Annotated in this window: 10 protein-coding genes; 2 read left to right on the plus strand and 8 right to left on the minus strand. The window is 67.7% G+C overall.

All coding sequences use genetic code 11. From position 1 onward, the window contains the following. Nucleotides 1–590: 590 nt before the first annotated feature. The 3 genes from nrfH to IT306_09515 all read right to left on the minus strand — a co-directional run bounded on the left by nrfH (nucleotide 591) and on the right by IT306_09515 (nucleotide 4,286). On the minus strand, nucleotides 591–1,085 hold the full coding sequence (gene nrfH / locus IT306_09505) for a cytochrome c nitrite reductase small subunit (protein ID MCC7368648.1): 495 nt from the start codon (nucleotides 1,083–1,085) through the stop codon (nucleotides 591–593). Nucleotides 1,086–1,102: 17 nt separating this feature from the next. Further along, nucleotides 1,103–2,392, minus strand: a complete 1,290-nt coding sequence (locus IT306_09510) for an ammonia-forming cytochrome c nitrite reductase subunit c552 (GenBank protein ID MCC7368649.1) — start codon at nucleotides 2,390–2,392, stop codon at nucleotides 1,103–1,105. Nucleotides 2,393–2,738: 346 nt separating this feature from the next. After that, on the minus strand, nucleotides 2,739–4,286 hold the full coding sequence (locus tag IT306_09515) for a hypothetical protein (protein ID MCC7368650.1): 1,548 nt from the start codon (nucleotides 4,284–4,286) through the stop codon (nucleotides 2,739–2,741). A 292-nt stretch (nucleotides 4,287–4,578) separates the two neighbouring features. Here IT306_09515 and IT306_09520 point away from each other — a divergent pair, with 292 nt between their 5' ends. Continuing rightward, nucleotides 4,579–5,646 carry an Ldh family oxidoreductase gene (locus IT306_09520; protein MCC7368651.1) on the plus strand — a complete coding sequence of 356 codons (1,068 nt, stop codon included), beginning with the start codon at nucleotides 4,579–4,581 and terminating at the stop codon, nucleotides 5,644–5,646. Nucleotides 5,647–5,740: 94 nt separating this feature from the next. Here the strand turns inward: IT306_09520 and IT306_09525 are convergent, their stop codons facing one another. The 4 genes from IT306_09525 to IT306_09540 all read right to left on the minus strand — a co-directional run bounded on the left by IT306_09525 (nucleotide 5,741) and on the right by IT306_09540 (nucleotide 10,011). Continuing rightward, complete coding sequence (locus tag IT306_09525; GenBank protein MCC7368652.1) at nucleotides 5,741–6,709, minus strand: LLM class flavin-dependent oxidoreductase; 969 nt, start codon at nucleotides 6,707–6,709, stop codon at nucleotides 5,741–5,743. Between the two features lie 89 nt (nucleotides 6,710–6,798). Beyond that, a complete protein-coding gene (locus tag IT306_09530; GenBank protein MCC7368653.1) occupies nucleotides 6,799–7,701 on the minus strand; it encodes a carbohydrate ABC transporter permease in 903 nt (300 codons plus the stop codon). Between the two features lies 1 nt (nucleotide 7,702). After that, nucleotides 7,703–8,623 (minus strand): sugar ABC transporter permease, encoded by a 921-nt coding sequence (locus IT306_09535; GenBank protein ID MCC7368654.1) that lies wholly within the window; start codon nucleotides 8,621–8,623, stop codon nucleotides 7,703–7,705. 2 nt (nucleotides 8,624–8,625) lie between these two features. Further along, nucleotides 8,626–10,011 (minus strand): extracellular solute-binding protein, encoded by a 1,386-nt coding sequence (locus tag IT306_09540; GenBank protein MCC7368655.1) that lies wholly within the window; start codon nucleotides 10,009–10,011, stop codon nucleotides 8,626–8,628. A gap of 294 nt (nucleotides 10,012–10,305) precedes the next feature. On the opposite strand from IT306_09540, the gene IT306_09545 reads away from it, so the two are divergent. After that, nucleotides 10,306–11,448 (plus strand): mandelate racemase/muconate lactonizing enzyme family protein, encoded by a 1,143-nt coding sequence (locus IT306_09545; GenBank protein MCC7368656.1) that lies wholly within the window; start codon nucleotides 10,306–10,308, stop codon nucleotides 11,446–11,448. 382 nt (nucleotides 11,449–11,830) lie between these two features. Here IT306_09545 and IT306_09550 read toward each other — a convergent pair whose 3' ends face one another. After that, a complete protein-coding gene (locus IT306_09550) occupies nucleotides 11,831–12,184 on the minus strand; it encodes a carboxymuconolactone decarboxylase family protein (protein MCC7368657.1) in 354 nt (117 codons plus the stop codon). Nucleotides 12,185–12,582: the final 398 nt, after the last annotated feature.

Here is a 12,582-nt window from a genome sequence, read left to right on the forward strand (position 1 = left end):
CAGTCGCTGCGTGACGGCCGCCGGGAACGGCCGGCACTGGTGCGACTGGAGCGTCGCGCAGCGACTGCAGGATCGTAGGCGGGGCTTTCAAGCCCCGACGCGGCGGCACGACGACATCAACATACGATTGCACTGGTAGCAGCATCAGGGCGATTGCCTGTTCATTGGTGTCCCCGAAGCATCATGGAACGGTCGGTCGGGGGTTGAAACCCCCGCCTACAGTCATTCAGTCGCTGCGCGACGGCCGCCGGGAACGGACAGGGACTGGTGAGACTGGCGCGTCGCGCAGCGACTGCAGGAGTGTAGGCGGGGCTTTCAAGCCCCGACGCGGCGGCACGACGACATCAACATGCAATCGCCCTGGTTTCAGGGTAGGGGCGTGGGGCGAGAGAGCGTGGCCGCCTCCTCTCTGACGCGCGCGGACGCGTCGGTGCACGCGCGCAACATCCTCTGTCACCCTGAGCGCAGCGAAGGGCCTCACCCGCTGACCGTCAACGCTCGCGTCAGCGGGTGAGGCCCTTCGCTGCGCTCAGGGTGACACGGGGAGCGTGGCCGCGGTCACACTCCCCCTACGACCCACGACCCTCGCCTCAGCGCAGCACGTGGCCCACGCTGGCGTGGCAGACCGTACAGCGCTCCTCGGCCTTCTCCACCATGAAGAACCGGAACGGGTTCTTGCTCTCGTGGCCAGGGTCCAGGAACGTGTTGCCGATCATCTCGCGGTGGCAGTCCACACAGTTGGACTCCACCACCGCCCGGCTGCGCTCGCGGATCTGGATGTTCTGCGGGTTGCTGAACGTGAAGACCCAGGCGTGCACGAAGCCGTTCTCGCCTTTCACCAGGTACTTGCCGGCCAGGTCGTGGGGCGTGTGGCAGCCGTTGCACGACACCTGCCGGTGCGCCGAGACCTGCCACGTCTGGTAGTACTCGCGCATGACGTGGCAGTTGATGCAGGCCTGTGGATCGTCGAAGAGGTACGAGTAGCCGCGCGCGTACACGAACGTGACCGCGCTGAGCCCCACGCCGATGCCGACCAGCGCGACAACGGCGAGCGGAAACACCGTGCCGAACCGCATCCGAAGCATGATCGTTCCTCGCCCGCTCAGCGGGTGCTGGCGCGCTGTGTTTGCTCGATCATCGCCTTGTAGGCGGACAGCTCAGCCTGACGGGCGTAGTCCGTCGCATCGCCCAGGATGCGGACGGCCTCCTGCGGGCTGTGGAAGCCCATGCTGTTCTCGGCGCTGATGAAGTCCCAGCGCAGGTGCGCCTTGCGGTGCAGCGAGCGCGCCTCGGTCAGCTTCTCGTCCGGCACGCCTGCGTCGGCCGCTGCCTTGATGGCGTCGATCGCCGCGACAATCGCCTTCTCCGCGTGGCCCAGAGACGAGAACGTCCGATCCTGAATCGCGTAGACCCGCTGCTTCATCGTCTCTTCAGACTGCTGCCCGTGACACGTCGTGCAGGAGGTGTTGACGTGCGCCAGCGGCGTGTTGACCCAGTGGCTCGACACCTTGGCCGCGCCGACGCGGGTGTACGGCATGTGGCAGTCCGCGCAGGCCACGCCCGAGCGTGCGTGGACGCTCGTCGAGTAGAGCTCGAACTCCGGGTGCTGCGCCTTGACCAGCGGAGCCTTCGACTCGGCGTGGCTCCAGTCCGAGAAGTTGATGTCGTCGTAGTACTTCTCGATGGCCTCGATGTTCAGCCCGTTCTTCCAGGGGAAGGCCACCGCCTTGTTCGGCCCAGAGAAGTAGTATTCGACATGGCACTGGGCGCAGACGTAGGACCGCATCTCCTGGCGTGAGGCCTTCGAGACGTCGATCCCCCGCGAGGACATCGCCTCCACAAACGCCGGCCGCGTCAGCTTCAACTGCATCGTGGTGGCGTCGTGGCAGTCCGCGCACGAGACCGAGTGCTTGAACCCATGCTTCTCGACCAGGTCCTTGACCGGCGTCGAGTAGAACTGGTCCGTGCCGAACTGCTGCATGAACTGCGGCACCTGCGGGCTCTTGCAGGTCATGCAGGCCCCAGGCTTCTGATCGCCCAGGCGCTTGATCGCGAGCATATCGTTGAGGGCGTTGGCGTGGCCGCGATCCTCGTTGTACTCGACGGCGAACGCGTTGCCGGCGAAGATCTTCCGGTAGTCCGGGTACTTGTCCAGGCGGCTGAACGCCTCAGAGCCGCCGTACCGGCCGTACTTGCTGTAATCGTCAAACGTGCTGGTCTGGAGCGTGCGGAGCCAGTCCTCGTACTGCTGCGGGAAGTTGCGGCCCCAGACGGCCGGGTCAGGCTCGCCCTGTGGGATCTCGACCAGCCGGTTGTACGTGAGCTGGCGAGCCTCCTGCTGACGCTCGGCGACGCTCACCAGCACGAAGGCGACACCGAGTGCGACGATCACGCCGACCCCGAAGACAGCGACCCATCGAGCTGTGCGGTTCACCTGCGGCCTCCCGAACACTCAGCGCCATGCTGACCAGAGTGCCGCGTGCAGGCGTGTGAGCGGCACACCTGCACGCACGAGGTCATCGTCACCCCGCCGTGTACGCGGCGTCAATACGTTGAACAGCGTAAAAACGAGGGTAGCAGAAATGCACGACGGCGAGAAGACCCTGCGGCAGTGCACACGCGGCGCGCATCATTGTCCACGGATTCGGGCAGGGGACCACGCCGTCCGGGCAAGGGGTGACGGCGGCCGGGGCCGGCCGTGACGTGCGCCAGGGCCGCCAGGGTTGTCCCGGCCGGCGTCAGTCGGACTGGTAGGCGGCGCAGTCGGCGGAGATGCCGCGCGTCGTCGCGCCAAGCTCCAGGTTGGCCGCGATCTGCCGCCAGATCTGCCACAGCTCGTCGCCTTCCCGCGCAAGGCTGATCCCCCGCAGGGCATCCAGGTCGATCCACGGCGCGGCGTCTGCGAACGGCGCTGGCGAGCCCCACGGCGCGATGCCCTGCACGCCCGTCTGCTCGACCATCTCCAGCGTGCCCCAGTTGCGGGGCTGCCAGTCTCCGCGCAGATCCTGCCAGGGGCGGGCCAGCCCTTCGCGGTGCGCCCGCCGCCGATCCCCGCCGAAGCGCTGTTGCTCCTCCTCGGCGGTGCCCACGGTGAAGCCGTACTCGGTCATGACGGCGGCCACACCGCGCTCGCGCAGGAACATCGCGTCATCGAGGGCGTAATGGCGGAAGTCGTAGTCCGTCAGGCTCCAGACGTTCCAGCAGTACCGGTCGCAGCCGCGCAGCATCGTGTCCCAGTACTGGCGGTACTCCTCGAGCATGTCCTCGTTGATGCCGCCGCCGAAGTCCGGGCGGTACGGCCAGTCTGACAGCTCGGCCATGTACTGCGCGCCGGCGAAGATCAGGTGGTTCTGGTCGATGCGGCGGATGGTGTCCGTCATGTCGGCGGTCCACTCGACGTACCATTCGTAGGCCTCGTCGATCTTGTTCCGCTTGCTGTCCTTCGCCTTCATCTCGTTGCCGAGCTGCCAGCCCAGCAGGGCCGGGCTGCGCGCGCCGGCCGCCACGAGCCGCTCGACCCACGGTTTGAAGTGGACCTCGTAGTTGGGGGCGTCGGTCAGCTTGCCGCCGCCGCACTCCTGCTCGAAGGAGTAGCGGAGGTGGCCGCGCCGGTACCAGGGCGCGTTGAGCACCCGGGCGTTGCACCAGTTCGGGTGGTCGAAGCCGTACTGGTCGCCGGGGACGCCCGGCTCGTAGTAGTCCGTCAGGCTGACCAGGACGTAGACGGCCTCCTGGGGCGGGTGGGCGGCGTTGAACGCTTCGACCTCCCGCAGGAGGGTCGCCAGCCGCTGCTCGACGACCCCCGGCACGGCCTCGGGGATGCGCTGGGGCTGGCCGTGGCCCGTCGCGATGACGCGCATCCAGCGGATCTGGTGCTGGCGCATCCATTCCAGGTTCTCGCGGAGGCCTTCACGGAACATCAGGTTCGGGACGTTCGAGCCGGCCGAGCGCAGCGGCCGGCAGAACGGATCGTACAACTGGCCGTCCACCACCGAGGCGTACCCGACCTTCCGCCAGTCGCGGCTGGGGAGCGGCGGCGGGGTCGGCGTCGGCGTGACCGTCGGCGTCGGGGTGATGGTCGCGGTGGGCGTGGGGGTGGCCGTCTCGGAGCGGACGGCCGCGCGGTCGTCATCCGCATCGTCGTCGTCGGGGCCGGGCTGCGCCAGGGCGGCCCCCGCGGCCCCCGCGCTCCCGCCCACCTCGCCGGGCAGCAGCGGCAGCGCGATGGCCACGAGCACGGCGAGCAGCACCAGTCTCGTCGCCAGTCGGGTCAGTGGGGTGGGCATTCGGCAGGCTCCCGCGGCGAGCTGGCGGCCTCGCCGTCGCGTGCTCGGCGTGGCTGCCTCCTCATGGAGGTGAGACGGAGGAAGCGGGCGGATGTCTCGTGCCGCCGCGCTCGGCTGAGCGATGATGCACAATATCGGGCGGTTCAGGCCGCCCAGCGCGCGCCGTCTCGCGGTGCTGCGCCGTCGAGGCCAGACTCAGCCGCTCCTGGCACGCTGGACAGGTCGCCCGCCGTTCTGGCGCCCGGCCACGGCGTGCCAGCGCGCGAATCGTGACCGTGAAGGAGTCTCCACCGTGCCCACCATGCCCGCGAATCGCGCCCAGGGCCTGTGCGAAGCCGTCTTTCAGCGCCTGGGCTTCTCCGAGCGCGAGGTGCAGGATTGCACCTACGCCATCATGTTCGCCACCCTGCGCGGCCTGGACAGCCACGGCATCGTCTCGATCTTGCCGGGCGTCTCGTCCAGCGTCAAGCGCGGCCAGACCCAGCCGAACGCCGAGATCATCACGCTGCGCGAGTCGTCGATTGCGGCAGTCTACAAGGGGAACCGCGCGGCCGGGCCGGTCATCGCGGCCCACGCGATGCGCGCGGCGATGGGCCGTGCGAAGCAGTACGGCATCGGCGCGGTGACGACGGTCCACTGCGCGCACTTCGGCGCGGCGTCGGCGTACGCGGCGATGGCCCTCTCGGAGGGGATGTTCGGGCTGGTGATGTGTAACGCCGCAGCCCACGTCGCGCCGTTCGGCGGGGCCGGCAGCCTGCACGGCACCAACCCGATCGCCTATGCTGCGCCGGGCAAGGACGGGCCGCCCATCGTGCTGGACATCGCCACGAGCATGGTGGCCTCGGGTCAGTTGGCGAAGGCGGCGCGGCGCGGCCAGTCGATCCCGCTCGGGTGGGCCGTGGACGCCGACGGCAAGGCCACGACGGACCCCGCGGCTGGCCTGAAGGGCTCGCTGATGCCGTTCGGCGGCCACAAGGGGTACGGCATCGCCGTGCTGGTAGACCTGCTGACGGGCGCGCTGTCTGGCTCGACGCTCGGCCTGGACGTGCAGCAGAGCAACCCTGACCCGGAGGTTGGCGGGCAGGCCTTCTTCTTCCTGGCCATCGATCCGGAGTTCTTCAGCAGCCGGGAGGTCTTCGCGGCGCAGGTGGACAAGCTGACGCGCGACGCGAAGTCGATCAAGCCGGCCGAGGGCTTCAGCGAGGTGCTGCTGCCGGGCGAGCTGGAGTGGCGCGAGGAGCAGAAGCGGAAGGCGAGCGGCATCCCCTTCTACGACGGGGACTGGCAGGCGCTCTCGGCGAACCTGGAAGCGGCCGGGCTGCCGCGGGAGCTGATCGGGCAGTACGCGCCAGACGCCTGACAGCGCGGGTGGTGGGTCGAGGGTCGGGGATGGTGGGTCGTAGGAGCGAGGGTCGTCCCCCACGACCCTCGATCTACGGCCCACCACCCGCGCCCTACCCCTTGATGCGCGGCATCACGTCCTTCGTCAGCAGCTCGAAGGCGTCCCAGTAGTTCGGGAACTGCGACGTCGGGGCCACCGAGAAGATGTGGTGGTTCACGCCGATGTCGGTGTACGCCTGCAGCCGCTGGGCGATGCCGTCCGGGGTGTCCACCACCATCCGCCCGGCCAGCTGCTCGGGCGTCAGGTTGCTGGCCGTCGCCAGCTCGTCGGCCATCGCCTTCGCGGCGGCGGCGTCGGGCGCAACCCCCACAAACGACATCTTGCAGACCTCGAAGTCCTTGACGTTCTTGCCGGCCGCCGCGCAGGCTGCCGCGAAGCCGTCGTACTTCTCCTTGACCATCGCCGGATCGGTGCCGCCGCCGGCCATGTTCCAGCCACTGCCGTACTTCGCGGTGAGGCCGAACATCTGCGGGCCGCCCGACGCGATCCAGAGCGGCACCTCGGGGGCGACGACGGTCCGCAGGCTGGCGTTCGCGACCTGGAAGTACTTGCCTTCGAACGTCACCGTCTCGCCGTTGAGCAGGCCGGTCAGGATCGGCAGGTACTCCTTGAACCGGCCGATGCGGTGCGGGAAGTCCAGGCCGAACGCGGTGTGCTCGTTGATCTGGTTGCCCGCGCCCAGGCCCAGGATCGCCCGGCCATTGGACAGCTCCTGCAAGGCGGCGAACATCTTGGCCAGCAGGGCCGGGTGGCGGAACGTGGCGGCGATGACGTTCGTGCCGAGCTTGACCTTCTCGGTCTTGACGGCGATGGCCGTCATCAGGGTCCAGACGTCCGGGAACGTCTCGATGCCGGACGGCCGCTCGAAGTAGAAGTGGTCTGGCAGCCAGATGGCGTTGAAGCCGAGCCGCTCCACCCGGATGCCGTCCTCCAGCATGACCTTGTGGCTGGGAAATGGCGTGGTGGCGGGGTCGCCTTCGCCCCGAGAGATCAGGTGAACGCCAAACGCAAGTGACGGCATCGGATGCCCCTCCCTCATGTGTCCGCTAGGGAGGGTATCGGGCGTCCGACGGGGTGTCAACCTGCGCAGTCGGGATGAGCGCTCCTGCGCTACGCTTTGACCGCCCCTTCCATGATCCCCTGGATGATGCTCTTCTGCGCCACCGTGTACAGGATGATGACCGGCAGCACGGCCATCGCCGTCGCGGCGAGCAGGATGTGCTGCTCAGGCGTGTCCGACGACACGAACTTCGTCAGCCCACGCTGGACCGGCATCAGCATCTCGCTGTTGAACATCACGAGGGCCAGGAGGTACTCGTTCCAGATCCGCAGGAACTCGATGACTGCCACCGCCGCCAGGCCGGGCCGAGCCAGCGGCAGCATCACCCGCCAGAAGACGTCAAACGCGTTGCAGCCGTCCAGAATGGCGGCGTCCTCCAGCTCCTTCGGCTGCCGCATGAAGAAGCCGCGCAAAATGAAGATCGAGATCGGAAGCCCGCCTGCCACCAGCGCCACGATGTAGCCCGTCCGGGTGTTCGCCAACCCGATATCGACCAGCAGCTTGTAGAGCGCGATGAACGTCGCCGGCAGCGGCACGATGATGATCGCCATGACCAGGAACAGCACCACGCCGCGCCCGGGGAACTCGATGCGCGCCAGCGCGTAGCCAGCCATGCTGGCGACCAGCAGGATCGCCAGGACGCAGACTGCCGAGTAGAAGACGCTGTTCGGCAGGTAGACGCTGAAGCCGCCCTTTGTCCAGGCGACGACGTAGTTCTGGAACTGCGGCACGGCTGGCCAGAACGTGACCCCCCGATACAGCTCCTGCACGGTCTGGATCGAGCCGACGAGCATCCAGACAATCGGGAAGAGCGCGATGAACGCGACAGCCAGCAACAGGACGTGAAAGGCGACCTGCCCGAGCAATCGGAGCATGCGCCCTGCAGCCGAGGCTCCTTCGTGCGCGTGCTCCGGGGTGACGGTGGCGGTGGCGAGCGAATCTGTGTGTGCCATCTCACTCCGCCTCGCCGTCCGCGCGCCGTCCAATCCAGATCTGGAGCAGCGCCAGCGACATCAGGATCGCCCCAAAGACGACTGACATGGCTGCCGCCACCCCGAAGCGGTGGAACTGGAAGCCTTCCTTGTAGATCCGGAGCGTCGGCACCTCGGTGAGGTAGCCCGGGCCGCCGTTCGTCAGCACCTGGACCGTGCCAAAGATCTGGAGGGCGCCCAGCAGCGTCAGCACGCTGACGATGGTGGTGACGGGCATCAGCTGGGGCACGGTGATGTAGCGGAAGCGCGCCCAGGCCCCGGCCCCATCGATGGAGGCCGCTTCGTACAGCTCACGGGCGACGCCCTGAAGCCCCGCCAGGAACAGCAGGAACCCGAAACCCCAGTGGTACCAGACGTAGACCAGCGCCACGCTCGGGAGGGCCGTGCCAGGGTCTGTCAGCCAACGGTTCTGGAGCCACTCCAGGCCGACCGCCGCCAGCCCCCGGTTGAGGATGCCGATGGACCCCTGGAGAATCCAGGCGAACATCATCCCCACCACCACCACCGAGAAGACCCCGGGCAGGTAGTAGGCCACCCGGTAGAACGTCGCGCCACGCCGCACGTTGTTGACGGCGACCGCCATCCCGAGGGAGAGGATGTTGCCCAGCACAAACCCGACCACACCGAAGATCGCCGCGTTCCCCATCGAGACCCAGAAGATCGTGTCGGCCAGGACGCGCTGATAGTTCGCCAGCCCCACGAACGGCGTGTTCCGCCCTACCCCATCCCACTCCTGGAAGCTGAGCGTCAGCCCCTGTGCGAACGGGTAGAACGTGAACAGCGCCATCAGTACCAGGGCGGGCAGCAGAAACAGGTACCCGGTGATCGCACGCTGAGCGGTCCGGCTGCGCGGGCGGACCCTCGTCTGGGCCGCGACAGCCATGTCTACTCCTTCTGTGCCTTTTCCAGGTCGTCCATCACCTGCTCGACGGTCTTCTCCTTGAGCAGCATCGACTGCACGCCCTTCATGAACGCCTCGACAATCGGCCCCTTCATCGGGTTCTTCGCCTTGTAGACCTTGTCGATCAGGCCGGCGAAGGTGCTTAGCTGCGGTGAGACCTTCTGGGGATCGAGCGCGGCCGGGTTCGTCGGAACCAGCGGCACCATCTCCATGAAGGTGATCTCCTGCTCCTTCTCCGTCAGCCACTTGATGTACTTCAGGGACTCATCGACGTTCTTGCCCTTGGCGTTCACGACGCCATTCTTGCCGGTGCCGCCGAACGTGCGCGGGTCCATTTTGCCGCCGGGCATCTTCGGCAGCGGGAATGCCGAGTAGGCCGTGAAGTCTGGCGCCGTCGTGACCTGGACGGGGATCGAGACGACGCTCGTCCAGAAGAGGGCAACCTCCTGCACGTTGAAGAACGACTTCTCGTTGTCCGGAGCCGTCTGGTTCAGGGTTTTATTGAAGATGACGTCGGCGTCGCGCATGTCGATGAAGTACTGAAGCGCGCTCTTCCACGCGTCCGCCTTGTACGACGCCTTCCCCGCCCGGGTGGCGTCGATCTCCTGATCCGTCAGCCAGTTGGAGGCCAACGACTCGACAAAGCGTGGGATGTAGGTGTTCGGCACCACGAACGGCCCGATGTTCTTCGCCTTGATCGCCTTCATCATGTCGAGCATCTCGGCGGTCGTGGCCGGGGCCTTCTTCGGGTCAAGGCCAGCCTTTTCGAGGTGCGCCGGGTTGTACAGCGTCCCGTAGGTGTTGACTTCCCAGGACGCCTTGTAGATGCCCGCTGGCACGCCAGCCGGGTTGTCTGGCAGGTACTCGTCGAAATCGAGCAGACCTGGGGCGAAGTTCTTGCTCCAGCCCTTGTCCATCTCGGGCTTCAGGTTCAGCGCCCATCCCGCCTTGTAGTACGGCGACATGTCAGCCGCGCCGATGTCGTAGTAGGCGTCTGGCATGTTGCCGGCGTTGGCGGCAGCCTGGAGCTTCTGCGGATAGTCTGTCGGCCCGGGCGAGTCGATGGTGACCTTCACACCGGTCTGCTCAGTGTAGCGCGTCGCGAGCGCCTCCATCGCCTTGGCTTGCCCACGCGACTGGTTCAGGTAGACGATCTCGCCGCCGCCAGCCTTTGCCGGGGCGGCCGGCGCAGCCGCGGCGGGAGCCGCCGGCTTGCTGTCAGCCGGCTTGCTGCTTGCGGCGCCACTGTCGGCCGGCTTCGCAGGGGCGGCGGCCGGCGAGGCCTGTTGACCGCATGCAGCAACGACAGCCGAGAGCGCGGGGAGCGCAGCCAGCCCCAGTCCAACGCGAAGAACGGTACGTCGACTCAACCGTGCGCTATGCATCGTCGTAGGCGCCTCACTCTGCGACTGTCACTGTCGCGTACATTCGTGGCGGGCAAACACACCGATCGAGCGTGTCTGCAAACACGCTCGTTACTAGTATGCTGAGGGGCGGGGAAGCCTGCAACCGTCACGTCTCAGTGGGGCGCCCGATGGCCGCGGCGCAGGATTTTGCGGGGCGCCCGGATGCCTTGTGGAGCCTTGACCGCGCTGCACACCATCGGTAGCCTTCCGGGCCATGCGCACCGGCGCCGATGGCCGGTCGCCTGGAGCCATGAACGCATGAAGATCACCGACGTCAAGACCTACCTGGTCGCGGCGTACCGCCCTGGCGGATGGGCCGCGCGCAACTGGTGCATTGTTGAGGTCCACACTGACGAGGGCATCACCGGCATTGGCGAGGCCAGCGGCTGGCCGCGGGTTATCCAGCAGGCCGTTGAGGACTTCAAGGGCGTGATCGTCGGCGAGGATCCGGGCCGCATCGAGCGCATCTGGCAGAAGATGTTCATCGCGCAGATGGGGCACGGCGTCACCGGGGTGGTCGGCGGCGGCGCGATGACCGGCATCGAGATCGCCCTCTGGGACATTCTGGGCAAGGCGGTCAACAAGCCGATCTGCGACCTGATCGGCGGGCGCATCCGCGACACCGTCCGCGTCTATGCCCACGCCGGCAACGTGGACCGCGCCCAGGAGCTACGGGATCGGGGGTTCGACGCGCTGAAGTGCTCGCGCCTCGAATCGCCCGTGCAGTTGATCCGGGACGTTCGGCGGGCGCTCGGCGACGAGGTCGACCTGATGACGGATGTGCACGGGCCGCCCTGGTACAGCGTGCCGGACGCCATCCGCGTCGGCCAGGAGCTTGAGGAGTACGACGTCCTCTTCTACGAGGATCCGGTCCCGCCGGAGAACGTAGACGCGCTGGCGAAGGTCTCGGCCGGCATCAGCGTGCCGCTGGCGGCCGGCGAGCGCTATTCGAACCTCTGGGGCTTCCGCGAGATCATCGAGCGGGAGATCGTGGACGTGGTGCAGCCGGACATGGGCCGGGCCGGCGGCTTCATGCAGATGAAGAAGATCGCGGCGATGGCCGAGGCGCACTATATCGGCGTGGCCCCGCACGACGGCTCGAACGGGCCGATTGCCGAGGCGGCGGCGGTGCACCTGATGGCGTCGATCCCGAACTGTCTGATCCTGGAGCATCTTGAGGACGACGTCCCCTGGCGCTACGACCTGGCGACGCCGCTCAAGATCACCAACGGCCAGATCGAGGTGCCGACCGGGCCGGGCCTCGGCATCGAGTTCAATCCGGAGGTGGCGCTGGCCCACCCCGCCGAGCGCAACCTCGCGCCGCCATCGGATGCCGTGGTGGAGCGGACCTACGTCCAGGCCCGCCCACGCCGCTCCCGCCTGTTTCGCACGACGGACTAGCGATCCGCCTGCTTGAGCTTCGTTCAGGCAGGTGGTTCGCCGGGTCGGCGCTCATCAGCCTGTTGCGGACGACGCGGGCGGGGAGTCCGCGTCAACTGCTGGTAGCAGAAGCGGCAGATCAACAGGACCACGCGCTCGCCGCTGGGCCGGACGATGCTGAGCCGGCCCAGCTTTGGCGCTGGCCGGTCGCAGTTGCGGCAGATCGGCTGTGCCCGCGTTCGGGCGTCCCCAGGCATGACCCCTCCAGGCAGGTCGTCGTCTTCTGCGCGATGTGCCGTCGAGACCGTACACATCTCGTTCCAGGAGACGGACGAGGCATGCCAGGAGGGGGCATCGCAGCAGGAGACAGCCACCCGGCGGGCCAATGGCCGGGTGCGTGCTGCTACTTTCGGGCCGCAAAGACCTCGTTGGCGATCTCCAGCGCCGTCAGCCCGGACGGAAACCCGACGTAGGCGATCAGGTGCACAATGGCCTCGGTGATCTCCTCCGGGGTGATGCCCTGGTTCAGCGCCCCGCCGATGTGCCCCTTGAGCTGACGCTCCTTCCCCTGCGACACCAGCGCCGCGATGGTCAGCAGGCGCCGCGTCTTCAGGTCGATGTGCGAGCCTTCGCGGCCCCAGGTGTCCCCGAAGCAGAACTCGACGAGCTTCCGCTGGACGTCGTCAGCCTGCTCCGGCGGCAGGTTCGGGAACCGATTGCGGCCCGGCCCGGGCGCCGCGTTACCAATCGCCTTCATGGTCGCTGCGCCGCGCTCGTACATCGGGCTCTTGTCGTCGTTCGCCATGACTCCCACGCTCCCTGGTCGTGCAGATTCGGGCGGCCGGCCGTGACCGACGCCGGCCGCCCCCGTTTATCCGCCGGCAAGGCAGGCGCGCGCCAGCGGAGGGGATCGACCTGCGTGCACCGGCTCGCATGAGGAACGCGACGGAGCACCCGTTCGCGGCATCGGAGCGGACCGAGCGGAACCGACCTGGGAGCGCTCGGGACAGGGGGGCGCACGTGGTCGCGTGTCAGGCGGACAACACGCCGGGGCTGTGCAGACCGACAGCCACCTGCGAGCGGCTGACCTATCGTAAGGGCGGACCGAGCCGGCGAAGAGGCCAGTCGGTCGCGACGAGGCGGGACCAGCGCTGC

It is taken from the genome of Chloroflexota bacterium (assembly GCA_020850535.1).
GTDB lineage: Bacteria > Chloroflexota > UBA6077 > UBA6077 > JACCZL01 > JADZEM01.